Source organism: uncultured Fibrella sp., assembly GCF_964250085.1.
Lineage (GTDB): Bacteria > Bacteroidota > Bacteroidia > Cytophagales > Spirosomataceae > Fibrella.
The window spans coordinates 227,915-249,415 of the sequence record NZ_CAXUEC010000004.1; the positions used below are offsets into that span (position 1 = coordinate 227,915).

Below are 21,501 nucleotides of genomic sequence, written 5' to 3' on the forward strand. Positions count from 1 at the left end.
TTACTCATCGATATAACCCAACTACACAGGCTACTGGCTGCCAGTTTAACGAATGCGCCCTGTATAAACGGCCCGAAGAGTAAGAGTGGTACAGTTATTGCCTAGCGCAACAACCAGTTTACATAGAATCAGGAGTATTTGGAAAAGGCATATTGTAACCCATATAGTCTATATACTAATCTCACGTATGAGTACATGTACATACGCTTTTAGTTTACTCATTACAGGAACAAAAATCTCCAATAGGACACAACTATTGGCATAAGTAATATTATCTATATTTAAATACCCAAGTAGGACCTACTGTGGCCTTATAATTGTCTGTACCGAACAAATAAATACTTAGCTAGCTGTATTCTGTTTCGGTCATGAAAAAAAATTACTGGACTTTCTCCTGTGTGCCAACCTCCTATCGTCTACTAGTCTGGTTAATTATAGCCTTATCAGGCTTGCTTCCCGCACTTGCGCAGGCGCAGACGATTACAGGAACAGTTTTTAGAGACTTCGACGCCAACGGAACCTACGTGGCCATACCCGCCTCAGGTACGTATACCTACGGGGAACCCGGTGTAGCAGGTGTTATTGTAACAGCTTACAGTAGCAATTCGGCTACAGCACCCATTTCTGCTACGACAACCAGTAGTGGAGCGTATACGCTCATCGTTAACAGTTCGGCTGAGTTCCGACTCGAATTCACAAACGTGGTAAGTGGTGATTTCGACAGCTTTGTGGGCGCAGCAACGACCGCCAGTAAGTCCAGTGTCCGTTTCGTCACCGGCGGAACGACAGGGGTAAATTTTGGCGTGAACTACCCCGCCAACTACTGCCAATCTACTTTTCCCCAGCTAGTAACGACCTGCTTTGTGGCCATCAATGCCACAAATTCACCAGTCCTTGAAACACGACCAGCTTTAATAGGCATTCCTTATACAGCCGTAGACAATAGCTCTACTGTTACCGATTATGCTACTGTCGGTGAAGTGGGGGCTTCCTGGGGAATCGCGTACAAGAAAGACACCAGGCAGCTTTTCTCGGCGGCATTCACCAAACGCCATGTCGGTTTTTCCGACGGTGGCCCGAATGCTATTTACGTAACCAACGTAACCTCAGCCACCAGTGGCAACACCAGCGTCTTTTTCAATTTTACGTCGGTCGGGGGCACTGCTGTCAGTACGGCATCTGAAACGCACAGCAATGACCTGCCAACGCCTTCAACAGGCTCACCAACAACCCTCCAGATTGCCAGCCATGACAACAACTCATTCACGGCAGTGGGCAAAACGAGCCTGGGAGACATTGAACTCTCGGATGATGGTAAAACCCTGTATGTAGTCAACCTTAAAAATCGCAGCCTGTACTCGATTGATGTGGCCACAAAATTGGTCACTGGCGTTGTGGCCATTCCAAACCCAGGTTGCACAACGTCGGGAACAACAGTAAACGGGTCGTATCGTCCGTTTGCGCTCAAATATTATCGGGACAAACTATACATCGGCGTTGTTTGCACGCGAGAAGATCTGGGCTCCACTACGGTTGCCTACGGGTCAAGCCCCGGTTTGAGTGCCACCGTGTATGCTATCGACCCGGCCACGCTGACGGGCAGCACCGCATTTAGTTCCGTGCTCGCTTTTCCCCTGACCTACAAGAAGCAGCCTACCAACGCGGATTTGGCGGGGCAGCCAAGAGCCGAATACTGGCGTCCCTGGACAACGGTCTTTCAGGCAGACCGGACAGATCCGTTCTCCTACCCCCAGGCCTGGTTGTCAGGTATTGAGTTTGAGCCTGGCACAGGAGACATGATCATTGGACTCCGGGATCGTTTTGGCGATCAGATGGGCTATCAAAACTACCTGCCGTTCAGCTCAGCTACAACACTGGTAAGTGCAATTTCGCCCGGCGAAATACTTCGTGCCCGGAAATGTACGTCTACCGCACCCACCTGGACTATCGAGTCGGCAGGGTCGCTTTGTGGCAGTCCCACATCAACCACACAGGCAAACTCGCAGGGGCCTGGCGATGGCAAATATTACTGGGGAGACCGGGTACAGGATGGTGACAACCACGGAATAAGTTCGCAGGGATCTTTAGCCCAACTGGCGGGTAGTGCCAGAGTAGCGATGACGGCCATTGACCCGGTGGATCAGTTCAATACGGGGGGTATCAAACGCCTGATCAATGCCACGGGTGCCAAGGATGGCATCCCAACGGGCACTGCCTACAATCCGGGGGCGGGTGTGGAGTTTTATACCAGTAGTGGTTTAACCTATGGAAAGGCCAATGGCCTGGGCGACCTGGAAGCCCTGTGTAACCTTTCACCCATTCAGATTGGGAACCGGGTGTGGGTTGATACTGATAATGATGGCGTGCAGGACCCCGGCGAGCCAGCTTTAGGCGGCGTGGTGGTTCAACTGAAAGGCCCTGGCATTACCGGTAGCGTTAGCGTAACAACAAACGCGCAGGGCGAGTACTACTTCTCTAATGCCACAGGCACAAACTCACTTGGTTTTGTGTACGGGCTTACGAACATTACATCAGGCGGTAGCTACACCCTGACCTTTCCAACCAGTGCCAGTGCAGGTACGTTAGCCCTGAGCACCAAAGCCAACTCGGCTACCGGCACCAACGCCGACCGGATTGATACCGACCCTACGGCGGCGGGTGTGGTCAGTTTCACACTGGGCAATGCAGGCGAAAACAACTTTACTTATGATGCCGCCTATATAGCCCCCATTTGCTCCCTTTCACTCACGCCTACCGTATCGGGCTGCTACAACACCACCGCCGGTAGCCGGGCTACTGTGAGCGTTGAGGTGGCCTGGGAAAACGCGCCCACAAGCAATACAATCACCGTTACCTTTGGCGGGCAAACACGCACGATCACCACTGGCACCTTTTCTGTAACATACACCCCGTTCGTATCCGGGCAGCAGGTAATTGTTTCTCCACAGGTAGTTGCTTTCGAAGTACCCGCCGATGGGTCTACCCAACCCCTTCGGGCCTTCTTTGGCACATCCTTTGCCGTCTCTACCTGCAATAGCCAGACAACAGTTACGCTCCCAGTGGCCTGTGTACCAGTGCCCTGCGTGGCCGCTTCAGGGCAAACAGGTGGCAACGTATTTAAAGATTATGACGCCGACGGCGTGAAAGACGCAACCGAAACCATTGGTCAGTCGGGCATTGTTGTTAAAGCCTTTGATTGCCTCGGCAACCTGGTCGGTACGACCACAACGGACCTATCGGGCAACTATTCGTTTACCGGGCTTACCGCCGCCAGCTATCCAATTCGGGTTGAGTTCAGCGCCATTCCGGCGTTGCTCGGTCAGGGCACAGTCAACGGAGCCAATGGGCGCACCACCACACAGTTTGTGGCGGCTCCAAGTTGTGCGGTCGATCTGGGCGTATCGAATCCAAATGACTACTGCCAGAGTATGCCGATGGTGGTTATTCCGTGCTTTACCTACGGCGATCCGTTACCAAATGGTTCGGCCAGTGGGCTGGTCGACGCACTCGTTGCCTTCCCGTATGGCACCAGCGGCCCCAAGGATATGACCAAGATTACGATGCTGGCTCAGGCAAAAGAGATAGGCACGGTATGGGGAGTGTCGTATGACAAATACCGTAAAAAAACCTACTCGTCAGCTACATTGAAGCGACATGCCGGTCTGGGACCACTTGGCCTGGGCGGTATCTACGTGACCGACATGGCCACAGCAGCAACCACGCCCCTTGTTAATGTAACAGCACTGGGGATCAACGTTGGCTCCTCAACGGCGGCTGACCCCTGGTTTGGCGTGACAAATGCCAGCCGTGGCCTGGGAACAGACCCTACGGTGGGAAATACAGATCCAAGATCGTTCAGCCTGATCGGCAAAATCGGGATTGGTGATCTGGAAATATCGGAAGATGGCAACTCGCTTTATTTTGTCAATATGTATGACAAAAAGCTGTATGTATTAGCCCTGAACGGCGGTACGCCTACCCTCAGCGGGTCATACGCCATTCCTGATCCGGGCTGTGCAGGAGGTAATTTCCGGCCATTCGCGCTGAAAGTATACAGAGGTTCGGTTTATGTTGGCTCCGTCTGCGACGGCCTGACAACCCAGGACAAGTCCGAGATGCGGGCGTATGTTCATCAGTTTACAGGCGGGACTTTTGCTTCAGCCCCCGCCTTTGACTTTCCCCTCACGTACCCAAAGGGATACGCGGTGAATCTCCGGCCCAACATCGTTGGCTGGTATCCCTGGACCGACGACTTCACGAAGTTGCCAACCACCTCGCAGGCCAATGGTTCTTTCCGAACAATTTACCCGCAACCTATTTTCACAGATATTGAATTCGACATTGACGGATCGATGGTGCTGGGTTTTGGTGACCGTACAGGCTTTCAGACTGGCTACCGAAACCTTAGCCCACTGGGTGGAACTGCGTTGTATGATGGCGTTTCGGGCGGAGATATCCTGCGGGCAGCCTTTACCAACGGAACCTATATTCTGGAAAACAACGCGAAAATACCGGGCATCACCGGAGCGGGTGTAAACAATAATCAGGGCCCTGGATTTGGCGAGTTCTACAACGACGATCTGCTCTTCGTGCCGACAGACCTGTCGCATGCCGAGATTGCGCTGGGTGGGCTGGCCCTTCTTCCTGGCTCTGGTCAGGTGCTGATCAGCGCTATGGACCCGATCAATATTTTCAACGGCGGTTCGTTCAATGCGGCTGGCGTACGCTACCTCAACAACACAACCGGTTTATCACCAAGTGGCTCAGCCCAGGGTTTCATCCTGTATGCCAGTGATACAGATACCGGCACGTTTGGTAAAGCCACCGGCTTGGGCGATCTCGAACTCACCTGCGACGTACCTACGTACCTGGAAATTGGTAACCGGGTTTGGAACGATGCCAACAGAGATGGTGTGCAGGACCCTTGCGAACCACCTTTGGCTGGTGTAATCGTATCGCTGTATAACAACGGTACACTGGTGGCCTCTACCACCACCAACGCCAGTGGGGAGTATTATTTCAACAACAACCCCGTGAGCAGCACGGTAGCGGGCACCGTGTCGAACACGGCGATTCAGCCCAATACCGCTTACCAGATCGTATTTGGCAAAACTCAGTTCAGCAACAACCAACTGACGGTGGGTGGGCAGCAGTATATGCTGACCATACCAAACAGCACCACCACCAATGCCAATGACCAGAACGATTCCGATGCGTTGATTGCTACGGTAGCTGGCATTACATCACCGGTCATCAGCGTGACAACGGGTGCGGCAGGTAGCGTTAACCATACATACGATGTGGGTTTCTATCAGCCTGCTTCACTGGGTGACTACACCTTCGTCGATACCAACAAAGACGGTATCCAGAATACGGGTGACGTAGCCTTGCCGGGTGTGACGGTCACACTGTACCTCAACGGATCAGCCGTGGCGACGACGACGACCAACGCGTCAGGCTTTTATTCCTTCACTGGTCTTACCCCAGGTACGTCCAATTCGTATGTGGTGGGCTTCACTGCTCCTGCTGGCTACACGGCCACGATCTCCAACGTGGGATCGGACACAGCCGATTCAGACGCCAGTCCAATCACAGGTAAAACGCAGTCAGTGACGTTGGCACCGGGCGAGTACAACCCTACCCTGGACGCTGGTTTCTACCTGATTCCTGCCTCGCTGGGTGATTATGCCTTTATCGATACCAACAAAGACGGCATCCAGAACGGAGGTGATTCACCGCTACCAGGTGTAACGGTAACATTATACCAAAATGGTTCTGCCGTGGCAACGACTACTACGAATGCGTCGGGGCTCTATTCATTCACGGGTCTTACCCCCGGCTCGGCTACTAGTTATGTGGTTGGTTTCACCGCACCAGCAGGCTATACGGCGACAATCAGCAACGTAGGGTCCGACACGGCCGATTCGGACGCCGGTCCGGTAACAGGTATGACCCAGAGCGTCACCCTGACACCGGGTGAGTACAACCCTACTCTGGATGCAGGCTTCTACCTGATTCCTGCCTCGCTGGGTGATTACACGTTCATCGATACCAACAAAGACGGTATCCAGAATGCCGGTGATTCGCCACTTGCCGGCGTTACGGTTACGCTGTACCGCAATGGATCAGCCGTGGCCACGACAACGACCAACGGGTCAGGTTTCTACTCGTTCACGGGCCTCACGCCGGGTACGTCCAATTCGTATGTAGTGGGCTTCACCACGCCAGCGGGCTTCACAGCCACGATCTCCAACGTGGGTTCCGATACGGCCGATTCGGATGCTGATCTAATTACGGGACGTACCCAGAGCGTCACCCTGACACCGGGCGAGTACAACCCTACCCTGGATGCAGGTTTCTACATGCCCACAGCCGGCCTGGGCGACTATGTCTTCGAAGACAAAAATGCCAATGGCATTCAGGATGCGGGCGATCTGCCTATCTCCGGGGTGACGGTCACCCTCTATGCCAGCGGCACCATCGTCAGAACAACCTCTACCGATATCAACGGCTTGTATAGCTTCACGGGCCTCACGCCAGGTACGTCCTATACGGTTGGTTTCGGCCAGCCAGCCGGATACGTCCCCACCCTGGCCAACGCGGGCAATGACGGACTTGACTCGGATGCCAGTACCACCACCGGCCTGACGGGACCCTACAGCCTCACCGCCGATGAGTTCAACCCAACAGTGGATGCAGGCTTTTACAAACTGGCTTCGCTGGGTGACTATGTCTTTAACGACAAAAACCGCGATGGCATCCAGAACACTGGTGACACGCCAATCCCGGGCGTAACCGTGGTACTCTACCTGAACGGTTCACCGGTAGCCACGACCGCTACCGATGCCAATGGACTCTACTCCTTTACCGGTCTGACGCCGGGTACAGCCAACACCTATAGCGTGGGCTTCACCCAGCCAATGGGCTTCTCCGCTACTTCAGCCAATGTGGGCTTCGACGGGCTGGACTCAGATGCTGATCCGGTAACGGGCCGTACTTCGGGCCTGACGCTGACTTCGGGCGAAAGCAACACGAGCGTGGATGCCGGTTTCTACCAGCCAACCGCTAGCCTGGGCAACTTCGTCTTCGAGGATGTCAATAAAGACGGCCTTCAGGATGGGGGCGATCTCCCAATTCCAGGCGCAGTAGTTACCCTGCTCCAAAGCGGGACACTCGCCGCCACAACCCTGACCGACGCCAACGGACTCTACTCCTTCACCGGACTAACCCCCGGTATTCCCTACTCGGTCAGCTTTACCAACCCAACCGGCTACTCCACCACTACCACCGCCAACGCAGGCAGCAACGATGCCATCGACTCCGACCCGGTAGGCGGCATAACGGCACCCCTGACCCTGACAGCCGGGGAAAACAACACCTCCCTGGATGCGGGCTTTGTGCGGGCACTGGTGCCACCGCTCACCTTCGCCATCGCCAAAACCGTCAGCAACAGCCGGCCGGAGCGGGGCGGTATGGTCACCTACACCATCTCGCTGACCAATACGAGTGTGACCTCGGCCACCAATGTAGTCATCACCGATGCCTTCAGCACCTCAGGGCTGAGTGTGGTAGGCTCGGCTACAGCCACCACCGGTACGTTCACCCCCTCCCCAACGGGGGGAAGCTGGAGCCTGCCTACTCTGGCAGGGGGACAAGTGGCCACCCTGCGCTTCCAGGTGCAGGTCAACACAGAAGGGCTGGTCTACAACACCGTCACTACCCCCGATGGCACCACCGCTTCAGCCTGCCTAACGGTGCCCATTCATGTGTGTGCCAACACACCCTTCGAGTTTGGGCTCTCGGCTCCGGCCAGCTACAGTACCTACCAGTGGTCGTTGAACGGCACGCCGATTCCGGGGGCTACCTCAGCCACCTACAGCGCGACAGTGGTTGGGGAGTACACCGTGGCGACTAGTACTGGAGCGGGTTGTCCTGATGGTTCATGCTGCCCCTTCGTGGTGGTGGCCGACCCGGTGCCCAACCTGACGGCGGTGGGCCTGGCAGCTACCTGCACAGGAGCCACCCCGCTCAACAATGCAGCCATCACTCTGGTGGGCAGCAACACCGCAGCGGTGAGCTATAACATCAGTGCAGGCAGCAGCTTCACGGCCTCGGCACCGCTGTTTGCCACCAATCAGCCCCTGAGCGGGCTGGTCAATGGAGCGGTCTTGCTGGCAAATCAGGCCAACCCGGCCGTGGCGCCAGGTACGTCCTACACCATCCGGGTCTACTCGGTGCTGGGCTGCTTCAGCGACGTGGTGGTAGTGATTCCGCCCGCCCAGTGCCAGTGCCCGCCCACTCGGTGCATCCCGCTTTTAGTTAAGAAAGTAGCTCGGCGTTGAGCCAGCCTTTAAATCGTTTTTTTACCGTCGGGTCAGCCTCACAAGGGCTGACCCGATTTCGTTTTAGAGCCTGCAGGCGCGCGGCGGTGCACGCCATCTTCCGGCATAATCAATTGATTATTAATGATGTAACTTCAGACGTATCATCAAATGATACTACAAATTTGGCACAGCTATTTGTGCTTTTCGCATGACCGAAGCGCCCTTATTCCGGTCGTGTTTAGCCGTTGAGTAATCTCTTCCATTTTATTTTAATTTAAGTATTTAGTGTACCCACAAGCAAGGATCACGGTTTAATCAGCTTTATATCAAGGGCTTACTTATAATTTATGTACGAATCTACATAAATATACTTATTGTTTATGTAACAAAATATTTTTTTAGGCACAAAGTGGCTTCATAATTGTCTATTGGCAGAAAGTACTCAAATGTCTCCCAGATTTTTACTTAGCCATGACAAATTATCACCAATTATTCACCTCAAGGTCAGGGAAATACCAGTTGCCTTGTTTCTTCCATGCTGTCATTGGAAGTTTGTTTTTTGCCTTGATGGCTGTACACATCAGTTACGCTCAGGTACCAACTACGGCCACGCCAAGTTACTACTATGACCGGGAGAGCGCCTTTCTGCTCAACTACGCCATTGACCCGGCCAATGGGGGCATCTATCTGGCCGTTAATGAGAGCGGAGCCATTGTTGACTTATCGGGGGTGAACGTCTGGAACGGCGTTGCACCACCAGGTACATTATCATCTTCGAAAACACCGACTGCTCAGGCTATCGCTATGCTGTATTTCATCCGTGAGTACCACCGGACTAAAGAGAAGGGAGTTTCAGGAATTAATGCATTGGTCACGAATCCAGCCCGACAGCTAACCGCTCCGCTCGACCTCCTGACTACCTGGGCAAAAAACATAGCAGACTTTTCGGTGACGGGCAGTAAATTCAAGATAACTGCGGCTGGACAAACTGCCCTGGGTACTAACGCGAACAAACTCTATTACTGGGGCAGAACGAAAGCGGACGGAACAGGCGGAACGCCCGATGGCATTGGTGGTGCAGCTACGCCAGAATCGATTGTGCCGTGGGCGCTGGCGGAGCTGGCCCTAACCATGAAAGACGCCGGGGTATCGCCTACCATTTATCAACCCTACATAGACGAGGCTGTCAACTGGTGGGTCTGGCGCAAAACAACAGCTGTTTACGTTGGCTATGGCTATGGCCAAAATGGAAACTATGGTGCCGGACGTGATGTGTATTACGGTGCGCTGGGGTTAACCCTAAACGAACTGACTGGCCTTGGCGAATACAAAAGCGGCCCCGGCACCATGAGTGATGGTTCACGGCTTGGTGCGTTGCCCTACATGCATAACGCACTGGGCAGTGCTGGCACTAACCCAAACCTGGGCAATCCGCCTGCCTTCGCTGTTCAGGATGGCGCGTATGTGGCGGGTTTTGGGCGGGCAATCACGTTTGGCAAACTCGAGCAACGGGCCGCGCTGGGCTTCACAGCCACGTTTGGCGAACGGCAACCGTTCCAGGAGTTTGGCTTTTCGCCCCTGTATGAACGTGGGAACAGCTATCCGGTCTACGACATTAACTCACCGGCCGAACTGATTAGCCTGGGCGAAGATCCAACTGTAGCGTTTCAACATTTCAAAGGCCGTGAATTATTCGCATCGGTCCTGCGCAGTTCCTGGCATTTTTACTCGTTTGGGGTAAATGGGGGTATGTTTTACGCCAATAATGGATCGAACCCAAACTGGCCCACCGATTTTACAGCCTCCACTCTGAAAACCACCGCCAAAGCGTATTGGGACTATTGCAACAGCACGTTTTGGGACAATACATCGGGGGTGGCAGCCTGGCTGGAAAACTCAGGAACACCCCGTTATAAACCCTGCTTCTCGGGGGGTGTCGATGTGCCAATTGCAGACTGGCAATCGCCCGATATTGGTACCTGTACCCACGTCTGGACGGCTGGCAGCACGGCTGTCATTTCGGTCACGGGCGTTATCGACAATGACTGGCAGTACCTGACCTATAAGCTGGACAACTCCGGTATTGCGGGTGTTGAGATTGTGTATACAGCCGATAACGGAGCAACCTGGTCGACCGTGACGGCCACGCTGAGCAGCGGTAGTACCTATACAGCAACCATACCTGCCCTGGCCATTGCGACGGCCCACGCAAATGGCTTTAATTTTTACTACTATGCCCGGGCCCGGGATACATATGGCAACTACGAAACCTGTCCGGCAGGAGCGCAGGATATACTTCCCGAAACAGGCATTAAAACAGCAGCCGGCGTTGAAACGGCTCAATTTACGGCTCTCTCAAATGTCATCCCGAATCCAACACCACCCTGTTTATTGACAGCTACGGCAACAGTTGGCGTCTGCAACATGCTAACAAATCAGTATGCGGTATCGGGCAGCCTAAGTTTAACCAGTAATACAACAGGTGGCACGGCAACAATAGCAGACGGAACAGCTAGTACAACGGTTACCATTGCATCGTCGACCACTAGTGCAGCCTATTCGCTGACAGGCCTAATCTCCGACGGTAATTCGCACACCCTTGTTGTGTCACTACCAACCTGTGGCTCTGCCAGTATCGTCTACACAGCGCCTAGTTCCTGTATAGTAGCTGTGCCCGCTTATAACCTGAGCAAAACGGTTGATCAAAGCCGGGTTGAAAAAGGAGGAATTGTTACTTACACCGTATCGCTGACCAATGCGGGCACCACCACAGGCACCAACCTGGTCATTGCGGATCAGTTCAGCACGACCGCCGTTACCTTCCTGAGTAGTGCCACGGCGTCGGTGGGTACGTTTATACCAGCGAGCAACAGTGGCAGCTGGCTCATTCCGACGCTGCCCAGCGGGCAGGTAGCTACTCTGGCTTTTCAGGTGCAGATGACTGACGAAGGGGTTACCTACAACACGGCGACCGCTCCTGATGGCACGTCGGCCACCGCCTGCCTGACAGTGCCCATCCACGTGTGCGACAATGCGCCTTTCGCGTTTGAACTCTCAGCGCCGGCCAGTTACAGCGCCTACCAGTGGAGCCTGAATGGTGTGCCAGTTGCGAGTGCTACCAGCTCTACGTTCAACGCCACAGCAATTGGCGAGTACACTGTTACTACTAGTGCTGCCCCCTGCCCCGATGGCTCATGTTGCCCCGTGGTGATCGTCGCTGACCCAGCCCCCAGCCTGACGGCGGTGGGGGTGGCAGCCACCTGTACGGGAGCCACCCCGCTGAGCGATGCCCGCCTCACGCTGGTGGGCAGCAGCACCGCTGCGGTCAGCTACAACGTCAGCCCGGGCAGCAGCTTCACGGCCTCAGCGCCACTGTTTGCCAGTGCCCAGCCCCTGAGCGGGCTGGTGAGCGGGGCGGTGCTGCTGGGCCAGCAGGCCAACCCGGCCTCGGCCCCGGGTAGCTCCTACACCATCCGGGTGTATTCGGCCACCGGGTGCTTTAGCGATACCGTCGTGGTGATTCCACCGGCGCAATGCACCTGCCCACCCGATAAATGTGCTCCTCTCGTGGTGAAGAAACTAGTGATAAGACGATAGAATCAATTCCGAGTTCAAGCAAAAATGCGTAGTTCCTTTAACTTTCACTTAAAGGAACTACGCATTTTTGCTTGAGAATTAGCGCAGGTGCCCTCAGATTGGCATATTTTTTGATAAGGCGGCAAAACCGTCTACTTTTCGATAAGAGCGTATAAAAACACCAGGCTATTCCTTAAAAATATTTGACTAGCTGCCCAAACTTGCAGTGTGTTTCATATTACATAAATCACTGATTATCATATAGTTATTTATCATATATATTTCTAATATACTTTTTGTTATAGTAACAAAAACATCGGTAACATACAAAAATGTATGTAAGGCTTCAAAATTGTTTGTCGTACTGCTTGTAGTTGGCATGTATCTATTTACAGGTAGCTAAAGCAGTAATTTTTCCATAGCTGAGTACCGACCTGTCAGTCGGGTATTCGGCTTACGGGATCAGGCATTTTTACGTTTAGCGGACTAAGCATGAATTTCAGTTATTGCCGACTACTGACATCCAATTAGTAAGTAAAAGCCATCCTCCGTAATAACTTAATTGACATGAAGCAACGACATCTACTTTTGCTTTCACTCTCTATAATTAGCTTGCTGATAGGGGTCAACAGCCAGGTGCTGGCGCAAGCCGTCAACTGCCCCAGTTCTGTGACTGGCTGCGATGTGTTGGCTAAGCCCGTCCGGATTAGTAGTTTTTCTGCCGGTGTTGGAACGCCAGATGCCCAGGGACGGGTGTTTGATGCGTTTACTACATACAGGTTGTATGGTAATCAGATCAGCACTACTAACAGTATCAGCAATACCAATAGCGGTGGCGCGAATGGCACATCCTCGCAGGCCCTGTATCAGCATGCGCTCGGCGGAGGCTTCGACCGGCATTTTGCTGTTCCCAATGGCACCTACACTATTCTGCTCCACTACGCTGAAACGAGTTTTACAAGCGCAGGCCAACGAGTATTCGATGTGTACCTTGAAGGAAATAGGGTCGCTACTGATTTTGATATCTTTGTGGCTGCGGGCAATGCGGCAAACACCGCTGTTGTCAGACAGTATACGACTACCGTTACGGATAATGACCTAGATTTTACCCTTCTAGGGAAGGTTGGCTCTGCTCAATTTTGTGCGATCGAGATCATTCCAACATTCTGCGTAGCCACCCAGTCGATTGTCATTAATAAAACGATTGTATCGGGCTGTTACCTCAATAGCAGTAATCAATCTAAATCGACGGTTAGTGTTGAAGTGGCCTGGACTAACGTTTTGCCTACCGACAGTATTAAAGTGGTGCTGGGCGGGCAAACCCGGTGGATAAAGCCTGGTCAGTACAATACACCACAGAGCATTGGTACCATTAAATCTCCGCAGGTAGTTGCGTTTGAAATTGGCGCGAACGGTGCAGCCGGTGCTATCACGGCTTCGTTGACCAATAATACTTCATGTGCAGGCACCACCGCCAATTTTACAGCTCCGGTAGCCTGTCCGGGCACCGTTTGTAGTACCGGCAATTTAGGCGGAACCGTCTTCAATGATTACAACGCCAATGGCACTAAAGAGACGGGTGAAACCTTTGGTACGTCGGGCGTTACGGTAAAGGTTATTGACTGTAACGGCACCGTATTTACAACTACCTCCGACATTAACGGGGTGTGGAGTCTGACCGCCGCTATTACGTATCCGGTGCGGGTAGAGTTCAGCAACTTGCCCGCTTTTGTTGGTGTGGGTGGTACGCCCAATGGCCTTGATGGGCGCACCACAACCCAGTTTGTCAATGCAGCCAACTGTAGTGTAGATCTGGGCGTTTTGAACCAAGCTGACTATTGTCAGAGCAACCCTGCTATTTTTCTGCCCTGTTACGTGAATGGTGACCCACTTCCAAGTGGTTCGGCGGCTGGTGCACGGGACGCTTTTGTGCGATTACCCTATGGCACCTCAGGCACAGCTCCCTCTATTACCCACGTTGCCAATGCTTCGGAGGTAGGTACGTTATGGGGAGTAGCCTACGACAAAAAACGCGACAAGGTGTATGCTTCTGCTTTTCTGCGGCGTCATGCCGGGCTGGGGCCACTGGGTCTGGGTGGTATCTACACCACCAATGGCCTCACCAACGCAACTACTGGGCTGATCGATGTCACCACACTGGGTATCAACGTGGGTAGCTCAACCAACAGCGATCCGTTTTTTGGGCAAACCAATGCCGTGCGTGGCCTAAGTACAACGCCAACCATTGGCTCTAACGACCCAACCTCTTTTTCGTTGATCGGTAAAGTAGGGATCGGCGACCTGGACATTTCGGAAAACAGCGACTTCCTGTATTTCACCAACCTGTATGACAAAAAACTCTACAAGTTAAGTTTAACGAGCGGAACACCCACGCTGGTTACGTCGTATGTGATACCGTCAGCCTGTTCCAATGGGTCATCTCGTCCTTTTGGCCTGAAGGTAAAAAATGGCAACGTATACGTGGGGGTAGTCTGTGATGGGTCAACGTCGCAAAACTCATCGGATATGCGGGCGTATGTGTATGCGCTGGATGAAAGCGCAGGTACGTTCAGCACGGTGTTTGATTTCCCACTGACGTATCCTAAAGGTTATCCAACCATCAACACACCATCTATTACAAACTGGAGGCCCTGGACCGATGACTTTGATAAAATAGTTCTCGCCTCCAACGATGGAGCCTATCCACAGCCTATTTTAACCGATATTGAACTGGATTTAGACGGGTCGTTGATTCTGGGTTTTGGCGATCGGGCGGGCTTGCAACTTGGATGGTTCAACTATGGACTTACCGGAACGGGCCAGTATAAAATCAACGCTGGCGGCGATCTGTTGCGGGCGGCTTTCAAAAATGGTACGTATATACTGGAGAACAACGCATACGTAGCTGGGCTAACAGGGGCCGGTCCCAACAATAATCAGGGGCCTGGCTTTGGGGAGTTCTATTATGATAATTTTTATTTCAATGCTAGCTTCCCAACTGCGCATACAGAGATTGCTTTAGGCGCATTAGCGTTGTTACCGGGTTCAGGCCAAACAATTTTCACGGCAATGGACCCTATCGACGGCTATGCCTACGCCGGTGGTTTCCGGTACATTTCCAACACCACCGGGCTTTCCCCGGCGGGAGATGCAATTGGAGCGGAAGTGTACTACAGTGGAAACTCTCCTTCTTCAACCTTTGGAAAAGCAGTTGGTCTGGGTGACCTGGAACTGAACTGCGGACTGGTAAGCTACCTGGAAATTGGCAACCGTGTCTGGCTCGATCAAGATAAAGACGGGATTCAGGACCCTTGTGAGAAACCCCTTGCCGACGTCAAGGTAGCTCTTTACCAAGGCAATACGCTAGTTGCATACACAACCACTGATGCCAACGGGGAGTATTACTTCTCCGATAAATCGAAACCCAGCACAACCTGGCCCACCAGCGTGAGCAGCCTGTCGGCCAATACAGCGTACACGGTACGTTTCGGCACCGATGGAACTACCAACCAGTTTACATCGGGTGCCCTTTCGCTGAGCGGTATCAGCTATCCACTGACGACAGCTTTTTCAACAGCTCCAACGGCCAATACCATCAACGATTCCAACGCCCAACTTACGGGTGGATTCGCTTCTGCAACCGTTACTACTGGCTCGCTCGGTAGCGTGGATCATACGATAGATGCTGGCTTTATCTGCCCCACAACCTCGGCCAGTGTAGCGGCTGTACCCGCTACCTGCTCGGCCGGAACGGTCAGCAATAATGGCCGGGTTACCGTCACTACGATTCAGAATGCCGATAAAGTATTTCTGGTAACGGCGAGCAGTGCCCTGCCTTCCTACACGGCTACCGGTAGCCAACCCGTGTCGGCCTCAGCGGCTAGCTTCACCGGGCTTAGTAACCCCGTCAGTACCAGCGGACAGAGCTATTCCGTAGTCGTTTACAATGGCCCCTGCTGCTACACCGTGCTGTCAACAATACTGCCTCAGACAAGCTGCTGTACCTTAACGGCCACCGCTGGCACGCCAGTTTGCGCTGGCAACCAGTACATTGTCTCGGTTACTATTAGTTTGACCGTAACCCCTGCTCAGGCGCAGACCCTGACCATACGGGACAATGGCCTTGTTCAATCAACCATTAACATACCGCCGGGACAGGCCACCGCCACAGGTACGATCAGCCTCACCGGCTCAAGCAATGGCAGTGCCCACACGGTGACGATAAGCAGCTCAAACTCCGTCTGCACCGCAACCACTACTTACACAGCACCCAATGCTGTCTCGGCCGCGCTTACCTCAGCCAGTGTCTGCGTGGGGCAACCCGTGACCCTTACCGCTTCGGGTGGAAACAGTTATACGTTTAGTACTGGTCTCATAAACACCACAGGACTGTTTGCCTTTACTCCCACCAGCAGCACGGTCATCTCCGTGACGGTAGGCAACGGCTCGGGCTGCACCAGCGCAACCGCTGTTGTGGTAACGGTCAACACGCCCACTACGCTGCCCACCTTTCCGCCACTAGTACTTTGTCAGGGCGCTGGAGGCAGTTTTGGGGTGAACCTGGCCAGTGGCGAATCGGCCTATTGGACCACGCCCACCAGCACTACTATCAATGGCGCGACGGTGACCATCGCCAACGCCACGGCCAGCAGCGCAGGTACGTATACCCTGATTTATACCAACGCCACGGGCTGTGTAAGCACTACCACCGCTACGGTTATAGTCAACCCACGACCAACCGCTACGCTCAACTCAGCGACGGTATGTGCGGGTACGTCCGTAACACTGACCGCCACCGGCGGCACCAGTTATACGTTTAGTAACGGCACAGTCAACCTGACCGGATTGCTCACCTTCACGCCCACCAGCAGCACGGTCATTTCCGTAACGGTGGGCAACGGCTCGGGCTGCACCAGTGCTACGGGCGTGGTGGTCACGGTCAACCCACCTACCACGCTGCCTACCTTTTCACCGCTGCTGCTCTGCCAGGGCGACGGAGGCAGTTTCGGGGTGAATCTGGCTAGTGGCGCATCGGCTTACTGGATTACACCTGCCAGTACTACTATCAGCAGCGGCACGGTGACTATTGCCAACGCCACGGCCAGCAACGCAGGTACGTATACCCTGATTTACACCAACAATACCGGTTGCGTGAGCACTACCACGGCGGTTGTGACGGTCAATCCAAGGCCCAGTCTGACACTCACTTCGGCAACCGTATGTGCGGGGCAGTCAGGTACGTTGACGGCTAGCGGAGCAGCCACCTATCAGTGGAGCAACGGAGCCAGCACTTCCGCCATCCAGGTGTCTGTGGCAGGGCCTTATTCGGTGACTGGCACAACAGTTCAGGGCTGTTCGGCCATAGCAACGGCCAATTTGACAGTGAGCCAGGTCCTAAGCCCGACTATCACCGTTGGCAGTTGCGCCTCGGCCACCAATACCTATTCGGTAACGATTGTTGGGCGGGTCAATAACCCCCTCAGCGGACAAACGTTCACCATCAGTCAGGGCACCAATAGTCTGCCCTTCACCACCACGGCGGCCAGCAGCAACACCTTTACGGCTACCCTCAACGGCCTGGTTTCAGATGGCACCACTCAGTTGGTGACGTTGACGTTGAGTGGTTGCACGGCCATCACGGCCACCTACACCGCTCCGCCAAGTTGTAGCGGTACTTCTGCTGGCACGCCGACCTACGCCATCATCAAAAGTGCGAATCAGAACCGCGTGGAGAAAGGCGGTCTTGTTACCTATACCGTTTCCCTGACCAACACGGGCACCGCCACAGGGACCAATCTGCTGATCACCGACCAGTTGAGCAATTCCGCCGTTAGCTTTGTGGGCAGTGCCACAGCTTCGGCAGGTACGTTCACACCGGGTCTGGGCGGCGGGAGCTGGGCCATTCCCAGCCTGGCTGCCGGTGCGGTCGCCACCCTGCGCTTCCAGGTGCAGCTAAACGAGCAAGGGATCACCTACAATACAGTTACGACGCCCGACGGGCTTACCGTCAGCACGGTCTGCGTGTCGGTGCCCGCTCATGTATGCGCCAACGAGCCTTACCAGTTCGATCTGACAGCCCCGGCCAGTTTCAGCACTTACCAGTGGTTTAAAGATGGCCTGCCTATTGCCGGAGCCACCAGTGCCATCTATAGCGTCACGGCGGTGGGCCGCTACTCGGTGACAACCATCAATAACAGCGGCTGCCCCGATGGCTCTTGTTGCCCTTTTGAGGTGATCGAAGACCCGGTGCCCAGCCTGACGGCGGTGGGTATTGCCGCCACCTGTAGTGGAAGCACCCCACTCAGCGATGCGACCATTACCCTGGCCAGCAGCAGCAGCAATGCCGTGAGCTATAACATCAGTGCAGGCAGCAGCTTCACGGCCTCGGCCCCGCTGTTTGCCACCAATCAGTCGCTGTCGGCCCTGGCAGGTGGGGTGTTGCTGGCCAATCAGGCCAACCCGGCCGTGGCGCCAGGTACGTCCTACACCATCCGGGTGTATTCGGCCACCGGGTGCTTTAGCGATACCGTCGTGGTGATTCCACCGGCGCAATGCACCTGCCCACCCGATAAATGTGCTCCTTTCGTGGTGAAGAAAACAAAGTCGGGTGGTAAGCCAATCAGCAGGTAGTCAGCAGAGTCATAAAGTCGATTACTTCTCAACCTGAGTTAGTAAAAACGGCGAAGGTCGGCCTCATGGAGGTTGACCTTCGCCGTTTTTGTAGCTTTGTAATATGACTACTTCCTCAACGCCCCTCCCCGAACGCATTCGCCCACGTACCCTCGATGAGGTCATTGGTCAGACCAAACTGATCGGCCCCGCTGGTTCACTGCGCAGGGCGGTGGCCTCTGGCCGGTTACCTTCCATGATTTTGTGGGGGCCGCCGGGGGTAGGAAAAACAACACTGGCACTGCTGCTGGCCGAAGCCGTAAAACGGCCCTTTGTGGCGTTGAGTGCCGTGAGTGCAGGTGTAAAAGAAGTCCGCGATATTCTGGCCCGTCCTGCTGGGATGTTTCCGCCCGTCGTCTTCATCGACGAGATTCACCGCTTCAATAAAAGCCAGCAGGATGCTTTGCTGGGAGCTGTTGAAAAAGGGCAGATCACGCTCATCGGGGCCACCACCGAAAACCCATCGTTTGAAGTGAATGGGGCTTTACTGTCGCGCTGCCAGGTTTATGTACTGGAAGCACTGGACCGCAACGACCTGATCCAGCTTATCGACCGCGCCTTGACGACCGACGTTGTTCTGAAGCAACGCCAGGTACGTATCGCGGAATACGACGCCTTACTCAGGCTGTCGGGCGGTGATGGCCGGAAGCTCCTGAACCTGCTCGAACTGGTGGTGACGAATCATATATCGGCCGACGAACTGGTGGTGACCGATGACTACGTGACGAGCGTGGCCCAGCAGAATATTGCCCGGTATGACAAATCGGGTGAGCAGCATTACGACATCATTTCGGCGTTTATCAAGTCGTTGCGGGGTTCAGACCCGAATGCGGCCTTGTACTGGATGGCGCGCATGCTGGTGGCGGGCGAAGATCCGGTTTTTATTGCCCGGCGGATGCTGATCATGGCTTCGGAAGACATTGGCAACGCCAACCCAACGGCCCTGATTATGGCTACCGAAGCCATGCAGGCGATCCGGGTCATTGGCATGCCTGAGGGACGGATCATCCTGTCGCAGGTGGCGGTCTATCTGGCCACGTCGCCCAAAAGCAACGCCAGCTACGTGGCCATTGATGCGGCGATGGCACTGGCCGAAAAAACGGCGCATCTGCCCGTGCCGCTGCATCTCCGCAATGCCCCTACCAAATTAATGAAGCAGTTGGGATACGGTAATTCGTATCAGTATGCGCACGATTATAACGGCAACTTCAGCCAGCAGAATTATTTGCCCGACGAGCTGGAAGGCCACAAACTGTATGACCCCGGCCAAAATCCACGTGAGCAGGACATTCTCCGTAGCCTGAAAGCCTGGTGGGGTGAGTGGTACGGATACTAAAAAAAGGAACATTGCCAGGTCAGGCAGCTTCTCCGGCTAAAAATTAAGGCGGTTTTGGTCCCATTCAAGAAAATTGGCTCCTGAAATGAGCTGTTGTGTGGCAGTTTCGGGTAATTTCCAATCTTGTAAGTCACAACCCACAACCGGGTGTAGGACACCGTTTAGTTTGATCAATGATCGAATCGCTTTTTTTGACAGGATTTACGGGATAAACAGGATTCCTTTTCCTCTGAAGCCTACTAAAATCCTGTTTATCCCGTAAATCCTGTCAAAAAACAACTTGTCCTACACCCTTCACAACCCATACTTCTTTAATTCATCACGACAGCCTATGACGCCTGATCAATCGCCGCTCTCTTTTTTATGCATTGCCACATTTTTCAAAGGTGAAGCGTTCATGCGGGCCAGTAAAGCCCTTGGCCATACCGTATACCTGCTCACCGAAGAGCGCCATCGCGACAAAGCCTGGCCCCATGACGCCATCGACGAAATATTCTACCTGCCTTCCGAAAGCAATGACAGCCACAACCTCGACACGATGGTTCTGGGCCTCGCCCATACCATGCGGTCGCGGCAGATTGACCGGGTGATTGCGCTGGATGATTTCGATGTAGAAAAGGGGGCATTGGTGCGCGAAACGTTCCGCCTGCCAGGTATGGGCCAAACCACCGCCCGTTTTTTTCGCGACAAACTGGCCATGCGCATGCGGGCTCAGGCCGAAGGAATTCGGGTGCCCCGGTTCAGTTCGCTTTTCAACGACGAACAGTTGACAACGTACCTGCGGGAGAGTGAGAGCCCCTGGTTGATTAAGCCCCGTTCTGAGGCCTCGACTACGGGCATTCGCAAGGTGCACTCGCTGGAGGAGGCCTGGGATGTGGTGCATAGCCTCGGCGATAATCGCCACCAGTTCCTCATCGAAGAGTTTAAGCCCGGTGCCGTTTTCCACGTCGATTCGCTTTCTTATCAGACTAAAGCGGTGTTTACCCGCGCTAGTGAATACCTGGCTACGCCTATGGAAGTGGCCCACGGCGGTGGGGTATTCCGGACGCAGACCCTGCCGACCGACAGTGCGCTGGTGGCGGATCTCGTCGCCATGAACGACGCCGTTATGTTGGCGTTTGGTATGCGCCACAGTGCTTCTCACTCCGAATACATCCGGGGTAATCATGACGGCGAACTCTATTTTCTGGAGACAGCATCGCGGGTAGGCGGGGCGCATATCGCCGAAATGGTTGAGGCCGCATCGGGCGTAAACCTGTGGGCAGAATGGGCTAAACTGGAAACCGCCGCCGCCCGAAATGAAGCCTATAATCCGCCCGTAGATACGGGTCGGCATGCGGGCCTGATCGCGTCGCTGGCTACTGAGGCCCAGCCAGATACGTCGGCCTTTACTGATGCAGAGATTGTATGGCGTATGAACCGGGAGCACCATATCGGTTTCATCGTTCAGGCCGACTCACCGGAACGGATACGTACGCTTCTGGACGATTATATCGTGCGGATTCAGGCCAGTGTTCACGCCTCAATGCCCGTGGCGGCCAAGCCGACCAACTGAATGCAGGCCGTCTTTACTAAGTAACCTGTTGATGTATATGT

General features: G+C 54.1%; 5 protein-coding genes. All 5 read left to right on the forward strand.

What is annotated here, in order from left to right; genetic code table 11:
* Positions 1 to 449 precede the first annotated feature (449 nt).
* The 5 genes from ACFE8Q_RS14600 to ACFE8Q_RS14620 all read left to right on the forward strand — a co-directional run bounded on the left by ACFE8Q_RS14600 (position 450) and on the right by ACFE8Q_RS14620 (position 21,460).
* Positions 450 to 8,342: an SdrD B-like domain-containing protein gene (locus tag ACFE8Q_RS14600; protein WP_375446149.1), complete on the forward strand. Its 7,893-nt coding sequence runs from the start codon at positions 450 to 452 to the stop codon at positions 8,340 to 8,342.
* 549 nt (positions 8,343 to 8,891) lie between these two features.
* Positions 8,892 to 11,921 (forward strand): hypothetical protein, encoded by a 3,030-nt coding sequence (locus ACFE8Q_RS14605; RefSeq protein ID WP_375446150.1) that lies wholly within the window; start codon positions 8,892 to 8,894, stop codon positions 11,919 to 11,921.
* A 546-nt stretch (positions 11,922 to 12,467) separates the two neighbouring features.
* Positions 12,468 to 18,530 carry an SdrD B-like domain-containing protein gene (locus ACFE8Q_RS14610; protein ID WP_375446151.1) on the forward strand — a complete coding sequence of 2,021 codons (6,063 nt, stop codon included), beginning with the start codon at positions 12,468 to 12,470 and terminating at the stop codon, positions 18,528 to 18,530.
* 103 nt (positions 18,531 to 18,633) lie between these two features.
* A complete protein-coding gene (locus tag ACFE8Q_RS14615) occupies positions 18,634 to 19,905 on the forward strand; it encodes a replication-associated recombination protein A (protein ID WP_375446152.1) in 1,272 nt (423 codons plus the stop codon).
* 331 nt (positions 19,906 to 20,236) lie between these two features.
* On the forward strand, positions 20,237 to 21,460 hold the full coding sequence (locus ACFE8Q_RS14620; RefSeq protein ID WP_375446153.1) for an acetyl-CoA carboxylase biotin carboxylase subunit family protein: 1,224 nt from the start codon (positions 20,237 to 20,239) through the stop codon (positions 21,458 to 21,460).
* Positions 21,461 to 21,501: the final 41 nt, after the last annotated feature.

What these genes read in the sequence shown, in the direction of transcription:
- ACFE8Q_RS14605 (WP_375446150.1), top strand. Translation starts at nt 8,892, where the DNA reads ATGGCTGTACACATCAGTTACGCTCAGGTACCAACTACGGCCACGCCA.
- ACFE8Q_RS14610 (WP_375446151.1), top strand. Translation starts at nt 12,468, where the DNA reads ATGAAGCAACGACATCTACTTTTGCTTTCACTCTCTATAATTAGCTTG.
- ACFE8Q_RS14615 (WP_375446152.1), top strand. Translation starts at nt 18,634, where the DNA reads ATGACTACTTCCTCAACGCCCCTCCCCGAACGCATTCGCCCACGTACC.
- ACFE8Q_RS14620 (WP_375446153.1), top strand. Translation starts at nt 20,237, where the DNA reads ATGACGCCTGATCAATCGCCGCTCTCTTTTTTATGCATTGCCACATTT.